At 59.4% G+C, this 15033-nt stretch carries 9 protein-coding genes; 8 read left to right on the top strand and 1 reads right to left on the bottom strand.

Annotation, left to right across the window (positions count from 1 at the left end):
- Positions 1–66: 66 nt before the first annotated feature.
- From cobG to A8O26_RS06425, 5 genes are all read left to right on the top strand, one after another.
- Positions 67–1365 carry a precorrin-3B synthase gene (gene cobG / locus A8O26_RS06405; RefSeq protein WP_064117253.1) on the top strand — a complete coding sequence of 433 codons (1299 nt, stop codon included), beginning with the start codon at positions 67–69 and terminating at the stop codon, positions 1363–1365.
- A complete protein-coding gene (locus A8O26_RS06410; protein WP_064117254.1) occupies positions 1358–1984 on the top strand; it encodes a precorrin-8X methylmutase in 627 nt (208 codons plus the stop codon). Before cobG ends, A8O26_RS06410 begins: the two co-directional genes overlap by 8 nt.
- Positions 1981–2715 carry a precorrin-2 C(20)-methyltransferase gene (locus tag A8O26_RS06415; protein WP_437339873.1) on the top strand — a complete coding sequence of 245 codons (735 nt, stop codon included), beginning with the start codon at positions 1981–1983 and terminating at the stop codon, positions 2713–2715. Before A8O26_RS06410 ends, A8O26_RS06415 begins: the two co-directional genes overlap by 4 nt.
- Positions 2715–4415, top strand: a complete 1701-nt coding sequence (cobJ, locus tag A8O26_RS06420; protein ID WP_064117255.1) for a precorrin-3B C(17)-methyltransferase — start codon at positions 2715–2717, stop codon at positions 4413–4415. The genes A8O26_RS06415 and cobJ overlap by 1 nt, the downstream gene beginning before the upstream one ends.
- 300 nt (positions 4416–4715) lie before the next feature.
- Positions 4716–11897 carry a TcdA/TcdB pore-forming domain-containing protein gene (locus A8O26_RS06425; protein ID WP_064117256.1) on the top strand — a complete coding sequence of 2394 codons (7182 nt, stop codon included), beginning with the start codon at positions 4716–4718 and terminating at the stop codon, positions 11895–11897.
- 84 nt (positions 11898–11981) lie between these two features.
- On the opposite strand, the gene A8O26_RS06430 is transcribed toward A8O26_RS06425, so the two are convergent.
- Positions 11982–12578, bottom strand: a complete 597-nt coding sequence (locus tag A8O26_RS06430) for a MarC family protein (RefSeq protein ID WP_064117315.1) — start codon at positions 12576–12578, stop codon at positions 11982–11984.
- A 243-nt stretch (positions 12579–12821) separates the two neighbouring features.
- Here A8O26_RS06430 and A8O26_RS06435 point away from each other — a divergent pair, with 243 nt between their 5' ends.
- The 3 genes from A8O26_RS06435 to A8O26_RS06445 are packed head-to-tail and all read left to right on the top strand — an operon-like array spanning position 12822 to position 15033.
- Positions 12822–13610 (top strand): hypothetical protein, encoded by a 789-nt coding sequence (locus A8O26_RS06435; protein WP_064117257.1) that lies wholly within the window; start codon positions 12822–12824, stop codon positions 13608–13610.
- A gap of 56 nt (positions 13611–13666) precedes the next feature.
- On the top strand, positions 13667–14395 hold the full coding sequence (locus tag A8O26_RS06440; RefSeq protein WP_064117258.1) for a hypothetical protein: 729 nt from the start codon (positions 13667–13669) through the stop codon (positions 14393–14395).
- Entirely contained in the window at positions 14392–15033 is a 642-nt protein-coding gene (locus A8O26_RS06445) for a hypothetical protein (protein WP_064117259.1), read from the top strand. Before A8O26_RS06440 ends, A8O26_RS06445 begins: the two co-directional genes overlap by 4 nt.

Here is a 15033-nt window from a genome sequence, read left to right on the forward strand (position 1 = left end):
ATACCGCGCCTTCGCCCGCGAAGCGCCTTTCCCACGCAGCCGGTCCGCCCCTTGAACGAACGCCCGATGTCCACTGCCTTACGCCCCTCGGCCTGCCCGGGGTTGCTGCGCATCGTCCAGGCGCTGGACGGCGGTATTTGCCGGATCAAGCTCAATGGCGGTTCGATCACGGTGGAGCAGGCTGACGCCGTGGCCGAGGTCGCCGAACAGTTTGCGGGCGGGGCCATTGAAGCGACCAACCGGGCGAATCTGCAGATCCGCGGGATCGGTGAACGATCCGCAGCGCTGATCGAGCGTTTGCTCGACGCCGGGCTCGGCCCGCGCACCGCCGCCGGTGATGATGTGCGCAACCTGATGCTCAGCCCTTCCGCCGGCATCGACCGACAGATGCGCGTCGACACCCGCGCACTGGCCGAGCAGATCCTCGACACCTTGCAAAGCCATCCATGCTTTCATGAGTTGAGCGCCAAGTTCGCCGTGCAACTCGATGGCGGCGAAGCGCTGGCGATGCTCGAACATCCGCATGACCTGTGGTTATCGGCGTTTGAGCGCGACGGTGAAACGTTGTGGGCATTCGGTCTGGCCGGATGCCCGACGGATCGTGCCGTCGGTGCCGTGGCGGCAGAAAACGGCCATGCGCTGGTGGTCGCGGTGCTGGAGTTGTTCCTGCAACAGGCCCGCCCCGAGCAAACGCGGATGCGCCATTTGCTCGATGAACTGCCGATGCTGGCCTTTCTCGACGCCCTGCGAACGCGCGTGCCGATCACGTCGGTCAGCCAGTGGCAGCGCATTGCTGCTGCGCAGGATCTGCACATCGGCGTTCATCCGCAACAAACCTGTGGACGGGTGTACATCGGCGCCGTGCCGCCACTCGGGCGTCTTGATCCGGCGATGTTGCGCGCCGCTGCACAACTGGCTCGCCAGTACGGTGACGGCAGCCTGCGCTTCACGCCATGGCAAAGTCTGCTGCTGCCGAATGTCGACGCGGCCGATGCGCCTGTGGTGCTTGAGGCGCTTGAACGGGCGAACCTGTTGATCCGCTCCGACGAGCCGCTGGCACAACTGATCGCCTGCACCGGTGCCAATGGCTGCGGCAAAGGCCTGGCCGACACCAAACAGGATGCGCGCCATCTGGCGACGTTGCTGCCCTCGGGTGTCAGCGTGCACCTGTCCGGTTGCGCGCGTTCGTGCGCTGCCGCCCACCGTGCGCCGGCGACTCTGCTGGCGGTCAGTCCCGGTCACTACGATCTCTACTTTCGCGATGCAGCACAGCCGGGTTTCGGCGCGCTGCACGCACGCAACCTTACTATTGAAGCGGCCGCGACCCTGCTCGCCGCCCGCTCTCGGAGCCCCCTTGATGCTTGATTACATCCGCGACGGTCAGGAGATCTATCGCAACTCCTTCGCGATCATTCGCAGCGAGGCCAATCTGGCGCGCATCCCGGCCGATCTGGAAAAACTCGCGGTGCGGGTGATCCACGCCTGCGGCATGGTTGAGGCCATCGACGGTCTGCAATTCTCCGAAGGCGCCGGCAAGGCCGGGCGCGATGCGCTGGCAGCCGGTGCGCCGATTCTGTGTGATGCGCGAATGGTCTCCGAAGGCGTGACCCGCGCGCGCCTGCCGGCCAACAATGAAGTGATCTGCACCCTGCGCGATGACAGCGTGCCGGAACTGGCGCGCGAGCTGGGCAACACGCGCTCGGCAGCGGCGCTGGAACTGTGGCGTCCGCACTTGGAAGGCAGCGTTGTAGTGATCGGCAATGCACCGACAGCGCTGTTCTATCTGCTGGAAATGCTCGATGCCGGCGCCCCGAAACCGGCGTTGATTCTTGGCTTCCCGGTGGGCTTCGTCGGCGCCGCCGAATCGAAAGCCGCGCTGGCCGCCGACAGCCGTGGCGTGCCGTTCGTGATCATGCAAGGCCGCCTCGGTGGCAGCGCCATGGCCGCGGCCGCCGTCAATGCCCTCGCCACGGAGATCGAATGATGCAGGCCAAAGGACGTTTGCTTGGCCTGGGCGTTGGCCCCGGTGATCCGGAACTGATTACCGTCAAGGCCCTGCGCCTGCTGCGCGAATCGCCGGTGGTGGCGTACTTCGTTGCCAAGGGCAAAAAAGGCAACGCGTTCGGCATCATCGAAGCGCACCTGCAAGAGGCGCAGAACCTGCTGCCGCTGGTGTACCCGGTGACCACCGAGGTGTTGCCGGCTCCGCTCTCGTATGAACAGGTCATCAGCGATTTCTACGATGAAGCCGCCGAAACCGTCGCCGCGCATCTGGAGGCCGGTCGTGATGTGGCGGTGATCTGCGAAGGCGATCCGTTCTTCTACGGCTCTTACATGTACCTGCATGATCGCCTGGCCGCGCGTTACGAAGCGCAAGTGGTGCCGGGCGTGTGCTCGATGCTCGGCGGCGCTTCGGTGCTCGGTGCGCCGCTGGTGTATCGCAATCAGAGCCTGTCGGTACTCTCGGGCGTGTTGCCCCATGAAGAATTGAAGCGACGTCTGGCCGATGCCGACGCGGCGGTGATCATGAAGCTGGGGCGCAACTTCCCGAAAGTGCGCCAGGTGCTGGAAGAACTCGGTCTGGCCGAGCGTGCGCTGTACGTCGAACGCGCGACCATGGCCAATCAGAAGATCGTGCCGATGGATCAGGTCGAGCCGATGTCCTCGCCGTACTTCTCGCTGATCATTGTCCCGGGCGAACGGTGGCAAGGCTGATGACTCACTCCACCCCCGCAATCGTCATTCTCGGTCAGGCCAGCCTGGCCACCGCGCGACGCATTCAGCAGGTCTACCCGGCAGCGCAGATCCACGGTCTGGCCGGGCGCGTCGAAGGCGCCGACCTGACGTATCAGGAATTCGGCGCGACCCTGCGTGAGCTGTATCAGCAGGACACGCCGATCATTGCCCTGTGCGCCGCCGGAATTGTCATTCGCACCCTGGCGCCTCTGTTGTTGGAAAAGGGCGCCGAACCTGCCGTGCTCGCGGTGGCCGAAGACGGCAGCGCCGTGGTGCCGCTGCTCGGCGGATTGGGCGGGGTGAACGGCATGGCGCGCGACATCGCCGCCGGGTTGCAGGTGGCAGCGGCCATCACCACCAGCGGCGAATTGCGCTTTGGCACCTGCCTGCTCAATCCACCCAGCGGCTATGCGTTGGCTGATCTGGAATCGGGCAAGCGTTTCGTCTCCGATCTGCTCGCCGGGCATAGCGTACGCATCGAAGGTGCGGCGCCGTGGCTGGATCAGGCGCAGTTGCCGCAGGATCCGCAGGCGCAGCGTTCGATTCACGTGGGCAGTGCCGCGCGTGAGGCGCGGGCGGACGAGTTGTTGATCTATCCGCGCAGTGTCGCGGTGGCGGTCAGCGCTACTGGCGAGGATCTGGCGAATGCCGTTCGTTCGGCTTTGCAGCAGGCTGACGTTGCGCTGCAAGCGCTGGCGTGTCTGGTCGCAGCCGATAGCGAAATGGCCAACGCGAGCCTGCGTGAAGCGGCGCTTGAACTGGGTGTGCCGGTGCGCTTTGTCGCCGCGCAACCGGACCTCGAAACCCTCGCGCACGTCGCTGTGCCTGGCGCGACAGTCGTAACCGCCAACGGCCTGGCCATCGCAGTTGCCGAGCAGCCATTGCAGGTTCCGGATATCGGTCGCCCGCGTGGGCGCCTGGCGGTGATCGGCCTCGGCCCCGGCGCTGCCGAACTGATGGTGCCAGCGGTCAAGGCTGAACTGGCGCGCGCCACCGACGTTCTTGGCTACGAAACCTACGTGCGTATGGCCGGTCCGTTCCGCGACGATCAGATTCAACACTGCACCGACAACCGCGAAGAGATGCAGCGTGCCCGCCATGCCTTCAGACTCGCGGCCGAGGGGCGTTCGGTGATCGTCGTGTCCTCCGGCGATCCGGGTGTGTTCGCCATGGCGGCAGCGGTGCTCGAAGCATTGCACGAGTCGAATGACCCGGCCTGGCACAGAGTTGATCTGGAAATCCTCCCGGGTGTCTCCGCTTCTCTCGCCACCGCCGCACAGGCCGGTGCGCCGCTGGGCCATGACTTTTGCGTGATGTCGCTGTCGGACAACCTCAAACCGTGGTCGATCATCGAGAAGCGTCTGGATCTGGCGGCCGAAGCCGATCTGGCGCTAGCGTTCTACAACCCGATCTCCCGTGCCCGGCCATGGCAGTTGGGGCGTGCGCTGGAAATCGTCGCCCGCCATCGCTTGCCGCACACCCCGGTGGTGCTGGGGCGTGATATCGGCCGCCCGGGGCAGACCCTGCGCACCACGACTTTGGGTGCATTGACGCCGGAGCAGGTGGACATGCGCACGATGGTGTTGATTGGCTCTTCGACCACCTGCACGTTTGCCCGTGCCGATGGAAAGAGTTGGGTTTATACGCCGCGTTGGTATGGTGAGAAGCCTGTTGGATGAGACCCGTTGTATTGAACGTCGCGACAAGTTGTAAGTAGCTTCCCTCGGCGTGACATAAAGTAAACTTTTCAAGTTGAATTGTTCATTTGCAGCACAAGGCCGCCAATCATGTTGATTGGCGGCCTTGTGCGTTTTTGCTGCGTAAAAAAAAGCCCAAACTATTACCGGATTGTTCAGGTTGAGCGGGTAAGTGTTGTTCGTTGTTTCGTTGGAGATTGTTTGAGTTTATTGAAGTTTGAATGTGGCGCCTTTGCAGAATAGTTTGGCTTGAGGGGAATCTATTTACGCAAGGACGGTGATATGAAAACTAACGTTAAAGTGCGGGAAATCATGTCCGCAGAAGATTACTCAACGATGCAACGGGTGTTGGTCGAGTTTGCCGGGACGATTGAGCACACAGAGTTGTTAGAGCACTACAAGGTTGCCACGCAAACAATCGATTACAACGAAAGAATGGTGTCGACAAAGCTTCTCCACGAATTGCTTGAATCGCTGATCAAGCGCAAGAAGAAACCGTACTCCACGCACGTCAAACAGATCAGTTCGGAACTCAACAAGTCCGTTACAAGGATGGCGGACACGTTGGCCCTGTTCAATGATGCCGGCAAACCCGTGCCGAAAATCATGCACTTTGTCTGGGTGGGGGGCAGTGAAGTCGGTGCCAGCCAGCGTGACTACATGAACATCTGGCGAAAGATCCTCGAACCACAGGGTTACCGGTTCAACCTCTGGTACGACAGCGATGCGTTGCTGGCCTTTGAAATGAACCGGGTGATTCTCGACGCCGCCAGAATGGGGGCGATGGAAGCGGGCGGCGACACAGTCAGCAAAGCCAGTCAGTTATCGCAAATGATCGAGGATCGCGCGCGCGTGCTGAAGCAGCAGATGTTCGCCTACCTTGAACAACCGCAATGGCAAGGTAAGGCCGACGAGGCGCGTATCGACTTGATGGTGCGTGCCTACGGCAAGGAACGGGCGACGCTGGACGCCTTGCGCCAGCGCTGCCAGCAAACGCATCGGGCAATGAGCGGTGCGGACTTGCAATTACGGGACGTTCGGCAAGAGTTCGCCGGGCACTTTTTAGAGGATGTCTATCAGCGCGAAGTGGCCATGCGCGGCAACTTTGCTGCGGCAAGCGATGTGGTGCGGCTACAAGCTGAATATCTGGAGGGCGGCCGTTACAGCGACATGGATTACTTGCCGCCATTGAAGAAAACATTGGGGGGTGTCGACATCAGCGATTTCGATGCAAGTGCACGGATCGGCGTTTTACAACTGTTGCTCAATCACAATAAAGCACTGATGCCGGGACGCGATCCGCTTCGTTATCTCGACAGAACCGACAAGATCCCCCTCGAACATCAAGAGGCGCTGACAGCGTTTGCACGTGAGCAGCATTCGCTCAGTGAAATCTTTGTTGCGCCGCAGGATCACTCGGTACCGCAGGATGCCCTTCGCTTGGGTACGGCATTTGGTATTCAGGCCGGCAATGAAATGAATGCGCACATGTTAGCCCACCCTGGCAGTGGCATGACCCAGGCGTATATGCAGATGATTCGGTTCAATTATGACTGCTTGCTGGAGGTTGAGCGCCGTGCCCGCGCTGCCGGCATCGACGCGGCGGATGAGCGGATAGCGGGTATCGCGACAAATGTGCTGAATGAGAGACAGGCTGACGGCAAGGTGCCTGACCCTAAGACTGCTGTTTCCCAGCAGAAACTGATTTACGCCATCTGGACCTATTATTGGGACGGTATCCGACCCGAAGCGCGCGGCACCATCACACTGACCGGCCCTGGCGCCGCCTCGGCAGGACTGGATGACTACATCGAACAACATCTGCTACCTGACCAGGCCCAGCAGATTCGTGAGCGCTTGAAGTTGACCGAGGGCTATAACACCTACACCGAAGAGGAGTTGATTTCCGGCTGGACGGTGAATGGCGATGAAAGTGAATGGCTGGAGAAAGAACAGCAGAAATGGCACGCCGGCAAACTCAAGTCGCGTTACGCCGGCCAGTTGGCGGATCTGCTGAAAGCGCAAACGCTGACATTCAAACAAGGCTGGCCGGTCATTGAAGGCAAGCCGGTGCTGCTGACCCAGGTACTGCAACAACTGATGGATGATCTGGGCGAGCCGTTCATTCGCGCAATGCAAGACAAGTTGAGCGGTGAGGTTAATTTCCCGACAGCCTTTTCCATCGACTTCGACAGTCGTGAGCACATTCGCACGCAACCGGCGGGCGAGATTCCCCCTTCACTGGGCGGAGAGTCCACCAGTAACCTCAACGAACTGTTCGCCCAGGTGGCCCATGGTTCGCTGCAGGTTGAGCAGCTGAGTCCGTTGCAGCGCGTCATGCTCGGCGGCATGTTCGGTGCGACCAGCCTAGACGCCAGCGGATTTGCCAGCGCCTGGCAAAACCTCATGGACATTGCCCGCGACACTACCGATGAAGGCTTGTTCGCCCGGTATAACGCGATTGAAAAGGCAATGATCGAGCGCCAGTCGCCGGCCTTCAAGGCTGCACTGGCGCGCGGGGCGGCGAACGGTACGCACACGGCGCGCGAACTCAAGGCGTTGGCGATGACGCAAGCGCTGACGCTGCAACAGTGGGGCGAGCGCATCGGACAAATCCATCGCACCGCGCAGCGTGAATACACCACACAAATTCTCAAACGCAGCGCGCAGGTGCGCGACGGGTTTTTCAAGGCCGGCGCCCTCTCGGTCAGGCAGGTGCCACAGGACCTGCTGATGCTCAGTTCGGGCGACCCGGGGCGGCGCTGTTATCCGCTGGCGCTGTTGATGGGCGCGGCCATGGCTGCCGGTGGGCCAGCCGAACGCGCACTGATCGCGCGTGTCGGTCATGTCGCGCAAAATCCGCAGGAGGTTGAGTCCCGGGCGTTGCTGAGCGCGTTGGCCGAGCTTCAGGACGTCTCCGGCAAAGCCGTTGGAGAGTCTCTAGGTTTGCACAGCCTCGACAGCGTGTTGCAGACACTGGCGGCGAAAACTACGCCAACTGTCCTGCTGCTCGACACCGGTAATCATGCGTTGCTGGTCGCCAAAGTGCAGATGGGCGAGCAAGCGTTCTATCGATTTTATGACCCGAACTTTGCGCTCTATACCTTTGCCGGGCACGCCGAGGTAAAACTCGGCGTGGAGCAATATTTGAATGACGGTAACCAGGCATTGGCCAGGCTTTATGGTTTGGCAGATGGCGCCGCTGCACAATTCAAAGTGATCGAACTGGACACCGCCGCGATCGCCGAACGGCAGCTTTCATCCGATCTGCGTGTAGACAGTTTTTTACACTCAAAGGGCTCGGGCTCGCAAACGTCGTCAGTCTGGGCCAGACAAGCGCTCAGTCGTGCCCGCTCGCTGAACGAAAATGCACGAATGGGCGCAAGCCTGGCGCAAACCGATGCTCGCTACTGGGCGCAGGAACTCGATGAGGCCACCCGCCGTCTGCGCACCGAACACAAACTGGGCGCGGAATATCTGCCATTGCTGGAGACCGTGCAGGCGACCCCGGAGGCAGGTTATTCGGTGACGCTGGTGGACGCGAAAAACCCGCAAAACAGCCGCACAGTGAGCACTGTCGATGCGCGTTTGAGTCGGGTCAAACAGCATCTCCAGCGTCTGGTGAAAACCTTTGCAGGCAAAGCAAGCGCTCCGGCCGAAGCCGACGGTGGCAGCCGGTTGAGTTTCGCTTTTGTTATCCAGACCCTGATCAATGAAATGCGCCTGCGTGAGTATCAAGCGGCAGGTGGCGAGATCCCGGTGTTGTCGATTGCGCTGCAAGTGCAGGTGTACGTCAGCTACGCGCAATTGGGTTTTGGCGTGCTGAGCGATACCGCACAAATCATCAATCTGGTGCGTCAAGTGGCGGCCAGTGAGCAGGCGTTGGCCGTGCGCCAATCGTCGTTGTCGGGGCGGCTGCTGGGCCGGACCGCCACGGCGGCAGGCGTCGGTTTTTCTCTCGTCAATATCGGCTTCGATGTGTATGGGCTGACGGTGGCCGACAATCATGAACAGCGTTCGCGCCTGTCCACGCAACTGACCTTCGATGTCGCCGCGCTGGGCCTGGATATCGCCGCGCTGGCCGTGGGCGGGACGGTCGGTGCGGCGGCGGTGATTCTGTCGGTGCCGTTGCTCGGGGTCGGTATCGGGGTGTCGGCGATCGCCAGCAACCTGGGGCAGATCAAAGACAAGGCGACCACCGTCGGTAACCATTTGCGCGCCATCCACAATGCTTATCAGCACGGCGCCTACACGCTCGAATACGGGGTCTTGCAGTTCCCGCCCGAGGCGGTCATCACGCGCCTTGACCTTGCCGCCGATGAAGCGCGGTTCGACAGCCAGAAGTTTTACCCATGGAAGGGCGGTGCGCTCGAGCTGCCACAGTACAACGATGACCCGAAACAGCTGCACCGGGCCATCGACATTCGCCAGGCGCTGGAACTGCCTGAGGTGATTGCGCTGGGCAATGCCGGCGGTCGTCATACCGTGGTGCTGCCGTGCACACCGATCTGTTACTTCGGTTACGAATACCAGTTGGGAGGTGCGGGCTATGACTATGTGCCATTGCCAGGAGAGCGGGTGGCGCCACGTATCGCCAGTGAGATTCGCGGGCCGGACTTGTCGTCAGTGTTTTCACCCTTGCGGCTGTCCGTGGAGGGTCTGCTCAGCCTTGCGGACACGGCCATCCATACCCGTTATCCACAGTTGCGCAACGCGTTGGCGGACAAGCTTGAATATGACAGGCAAGGCAACCAACAGGTTTATCTGCATAGCACACCGTTCTTCAAACACATCCTCTACAAGCTGCACCCGGTGTGCAAACCAACCAAAATCAGCGTACGACTGGACGATCAGGTTCGGCAGTCAGTGGTGCCAGAGTTGCCGAAGGAGTGGCACGCGAAGCTCTCTTACGAGATCGCTGCACCTGCCGGCCAATATCAGCTGCAGCTCACGCCCGGGTTGGTCGCCGTAAAGTTTCAAGGCAGCGCCCAATGGGTGGTTCGTGCGCCATGGGTCACTATCGAGCGCGTCGTGTTCAATGCTTCGCAACCGCAGGCGGGCGAGCGTCTCTCTACCGATCTTGACCCTCGCACACTGAGCGTTGACGGCATGTTGATTGAGGGTTTCGACGGCTTGATCGAACTGGCCGACGGTGAGCTGTTCCAGGTCGACTGGCCGGCACGCAGTTTGCGCCTGGTTTCGATCACGCTGCAGGACGGTCAAAACACCCTGCACGAGGTTCTCGCCCATCTGCGCAAACGGGCTGGCGAGCAGCGTCTGGCGGTGGGCTACGTGACCTTGCCCGGTTTCGAGGTGCCCTACAATCCCGCCCGCACAGCGGTGCTCACCACGGCGTATTACGACACGCGGCAGGAGCGCTTGTTGTATGCGCGCAATCTGCCCGTAGAGGTCAACAGCGGTCTGGTGTTGGGCGCGGCGACGGCGAGTCATGCGTGGTTCTATCATCCGGATCACGGGACGATATGGCGGGTTGATGCGCTGACCGGCACCGTCGACCATCGCTATCGTCTGCTCAACCTTGATCTGGGAACGAAGATCACCGGTTTCACGCAACAGCCGGACGGCAGTTTGCACGTCATGCAGCAGTTGCGTGAGCAGACATCCCTGAACAAGCTCGAGACGACGCTGACATTCCAGATCACCGAACTGAACGTGACGCTGCTGGATATCAAAATGTGGTCGCCCGGCCTTGAGGGCTCCAGCCTCAAGCCCGAAGACGGTTCCAGAATCGCTTTTCTGCGGCATCGCCTGAAAAAGGTTCGCCCCTTTGCCGACGACACGCCGGGCATGGCACCGAGGATAAGCACGTGGTCATACGCGCCCTTTGTCCACGCGCACGCTTACTCTTTTGACGTGCTGCTTGAGCGTGCCTGGATTGGCACCGACCACAGCCGATACTTTCGCGCGCAACACGGCAGCGCGCCGGACATGGTCCTGCTCATGCCAAAGGTAACGGACCCGCAAGCCGCGTTGATTTTTTACAGCAAGGACACGCAGACGCTCAGTCATGGCATCGAGCTCAGAACCGATTATTTCTTCAATCAGCTCATCGCGAAGGACATCGTCGAGGTCACCCAGGCAGGCGATCGCACTATCGCCACTCAAGCCGATGGCCGACTGTTCGAGATCGACTTGAGTGCCAGGGACGATAACTGGCTGTCCGACATCGACAAGCGTGTGTTGAGATTCTTTGGCCTGGGGCCGCGCTGGCTGCAACAAAACCCTGATTGGCTGAGCGCGTTACCGGCGCTGGCCAAAACGTATAAAGCGCAACCATTTCCGATCATCGGCTTGGCCGATGCGTTCGGCGACGCCTTGCTGGCGGCGTGGTGCATTGGCGAAAAGGTCGTGCTGGTCCGTGGCAGCGAGCGCAAGGAGTTCGCCTTGCTCGGGCAGATTCCAGGTGAACAGGCAGTCTGGCTGCTGGAGGTTGCCGCAGGGCAAATCCTCCGCCAGCCGTTGATGTCGTTCGATGCACTGCGCGAGGCGTTTGCTGACGGCCCACGGCTGCTGCACGCCGATTCATTGCCGAGGGCGGAAAAAGTCTGGCCGCAATGGGCCTTCAGCCAGGTCTCGGCCGATGGCGAAGGTCTGGTGGGCCGCACGCGTGAAGGGGTGAATGTGCACCTGCGCGATCAGCAACCCGCCCATATCCTCAGTGTCGAGAGGCAATGGTCGTACGTGTATGGCGAGACTCCCGAGGCGTTGCAGGCTCGCTTGCGCGCGCTGCTGCACGAGCAGTCCCACGCCGCGTTTTTGCCCATGGGCAGCGTTCCTGATCGCTACCAGTATTACGTTCCGGCGCTGGATCGGGTGTTCGATGTTTCCGCACGAGCCGATGGGCAGTGGTCGGACTTTCTCGGGACGTTCGACGAGACGGTGGCCCTGCTCTTCGATCCGGTGGACGGGCTGATCTTCAGCCGTGGGGCGACCAAGGATCTCTGGCTGCCAGGCAGCTATGCCCATCGTGACGGCGAGGTGTTGTCGCTCGAAGTGAACGACGAAGTCACCGATTGGCTGCCGATGCTGCCTGACGGGGTCGACAAGTTGATTCTGACCTTCGGTGCTCAGGCAAAAAGTTATCGGCTATCGGAACACGTCTGGCAGCGCCTGGACTGTATCGTGATCAATCCACGGCGTGCGTCCGAACTGGAAATGCCGCGAGCAAGCTTGTTGACGCTGGATTTACCTGAAGCCGGGCATCTGCTGATGTCCCAGGTTGCCGGGCATCTGGTGCTCAGTGATCCGGACAATGCGCACAGCCTGATCGTGCGCGGTATCGCTCCACAGGATGATGAGTCGCCAATGCCCATGGCCCTGGCGGTGAACATCAAAGGCGAACAGTGCACGTTGAACATTGAACAGTGGTTGCAGGGATATGCACGGGCGCAGGGCGATGAAGACATTGTTTCGCTGGGCACTGTGTTTAAAGCGATGACCTGATCTATCCAGACTGAGCGCGCGTTGAGTCGCCAACACTCTGTTGGCGACTCACGCCGGGTGTGCCGCGCAGATCAAAACTGCCGCTCAGGGCACCAGATAACCCTTGATGCCGGTGAAGATGATCTGCGCCGCCAAGGCGCAGACAAACAAGCCCATCAATCGACTGACAATCTGCAAACCCTGATCGCCGAGAATCCGCTCGATGCGGTTCGACAGGTAAAGCACCACGCCCACGGTGAAACTGGCCAGCGCAATGCTCATGATCGCCGTGAGCTTGTCATCCCAGTGTGGCTGGCTGACGCCCATGACCAGCAAAGCACCGATGGTGCCGGGGCCGACCGTCAACGGAATGGTCAACGGCACGATGGTCACGTCCTGCTGCACATTATCGGCCTGCACCGCCGGTTTACCCTGCGCCATGCCCAGTGCCGAAATGAACAGCACACTGCCGGCGCCAATGCGAAAGGCATCCACGGTGATGCCGAACACATCGAAAATCACCCGCCCGAACAGATACAGCAACACGCTGGAGACCAGCGTTGCCAACGCCACCTTCCAGGCCAGGCGCCGTTGTTCCTTGCGTGAGTAGCCACGGGTCAGGCTGATGAAGCAGGACAACACGAAGAACGGGCTGTAGAGCACCAGCATCTTCAGGTAAACGCTGAACAGCACATGGAGCATGGTGTTGGCTCGCATCCAGAGTAGGTGGGGCGGAGTCTATCAGTTGCTCTATTGTCTGTGTGCGTCGAGATCCAATGTCGGTGCGTTAGAAGTTGCTCGATAGTTAAGTTGTTTTATTGGTGCGGTTTTGATTGTTGTGGATATGGCGTTACAAGTTTAAGTTTGTCGGTGTTGTTTGGCTTGGGTATTGTTCTTTCAGCAAGTTCATGAGGAGCTTGTTTAAAGTTTAAATAAGGATTTAAGATGAATAATGAAGTTGTTGGTCAGCGTTATGTTGGTGCGTGTGTTAAAAGCATTCAGGAATACGATATTGGTGAGGAACTGGTTATTCGTCCTCGTGCTCTGATAATGCCAGGTGATGACATTGAAGCACCCACCAAAGGTTCCGTAGTGGGTGAGGGTATTATTTCTTTTAGCGGTGGTCTTTCCGCTGTCAATCGAACTGACGCGCAAAACGCGTTTCTCTATGCATCGCTGGTGGCAAACAAATCTTACCCACTGGAACACCAGGGCAAAGAATGGTACATGCTGTTTCGCGAAGTCATGACCAACGCGGGCTGGACGCCAATCAGCAAGTTTTACAGTGACCTGCAAGTGAGCGGCACCAGCGTTCGCATGGACAAGCTGGTGTTGGAGATTCTCGGCTCGGTCATCGCCGGCATTGCCGTACCTGGCCCTGCCACGGCGCTGATGCTGAAAGTCGCCGGTGATGCAATTGCCGCTCTGCAGAAACGCGATACCGCGCTGACTGTTTATGAACGCAACGTGCTGCAAAACGGTGTGGGTGGTGTAACGGCGGGCGCCTGTACCGAAGTGAATGGTACGGCTATTTTTGCCCTCGGTGCAGTTCGCTTTACCCGCAGAAATACGTCTACCAAAGTTCTGTTTGTTGACGTGGATATTCGTAATGTCGATCTGTACCGCGGCGAAACAGTATTCGAGAAGAATGACACTATCGCTCAGGCTACTCGTGAGATCATTGCGCAGAAGTTAGTGAGTCATATCACCAAGAAAATCGACTACGACATCTGATTGATACAGGGAAGGGCAGTCGTGTAACGACTGCCCTTTTTCAGGGAGAGATTGATATGGAATCTGATTGTTCGGTGTTGATTGTCGGTGCGGCGATTTTGCTGGTGCCCGATCCAGAGAACCTCGGTGATTATGATGATGTGATCAATAGTGTGTTGTTTGCGCAGTTGGTGGCAAACAAACAGATAGAACGAGACTCGAGTGTCGACTGGTACGACACTTACACCCAAGTGCTCGACAACTTCTGGCCAAGGTTTTTAAAAACCCGCGAAGATGAATATCCAAGGTCGGACCGCGAAGAGTCGGTAGCGACATTAAGTGTGACGGCGATGGCCAACATGGAAGCAGGGCTGGGACGTCTGACTGCCGTGGCCATGTCTCGATTAGTCAATGTTCCTGAGTCGAGTCCTGCGATCAATTTGCTGAGTCGGCAGATGCACAAATCAGGCGATTCACTGGCAGAGCGGCCATCCGGGGCAGGAAGCGATGTGCATATGCTGGTGATCGTGGCGAAAACGCCGGATTCGTTGAGCAGCGTGTACATCAGCTTTCAACACCCACCAGGGTTGAAGCCCCATCCGTTGGCGCCTTTCTCTCGGGAAACGGATCTGCCGGGTGTCATCACGTTACGTTGTGCGCAGGCGAAGCTCTCTGAAGGACTTTATCGCCTCGCGCGGGAAGGCGTCGCCATGAAGATCAAGGACCGGATCGCGGCGAACGTCATTGTGGTCACTGAGGCTGTTGAGGCGGGCATTATTGATCCTTCCCGGGAGACTCAGCCATGAAAGATCTATTTGCACCTCCAGCGGCGGTGGTGGGCGGCAGTGTCGTTTCTTTTGCTGCGGGTCTGCCGGCGTCGCACCGAGAAGACATCTACATGAGTACCGCTTTTGCGCAAAGGGCTACCCGCCTGGCCGTCGCAGACGGATTATCGGAGGATTGGTTCGACTATTACTGCAAGCAGTTGAAGTTTCTCGGATGGGATGTGCCGAACCCGCAAACGTTCTCGCCCGTAGGCGCCGCTCCCATGAGCACAAAGGCTGTGCAGCGTATTTCGGCGTCTCTGGGAGACGCATTTTCCCTGCCCATGAGGCGCGCATTGGCAGAGCTGGAGCGTAATTTACGGGCGCTCGAATTATTCGAGTCCGCCAGCCTCAGCGCCAATGTCGGTTACTTTCAGATGATCCCTTGCGTGATGAATGGCGCGCACAAGGTCGATATGGGGATCTATCACCGGCAGTTCGAAATCCGCCGAAATGTTTCGCGGTTCCTGTTCGTTGAAAATGAATCGCTCGATTACCAAAGCATCGAGCAGATGACGTGCATTACCTTCAACACGTTGCATTACGCCGACTTTCGAGAAAAGGTGAAGCAGTCCGTGCTGTCGCAGTCCTTGAAATACCTGGAGGACCTGGACATCTGA

The organism is Pseudomonas fluorescens (genome assembly GCF_001648775.1).
Taxonomy (GTDB): domain Bacteria; phylum Pseudomonadota; class Gammaproteobacteria; order Pseudomonadales; family Pseudomonadaceae; genus Aquipseudomonas; species Aquipseudomonas fluorescens_M.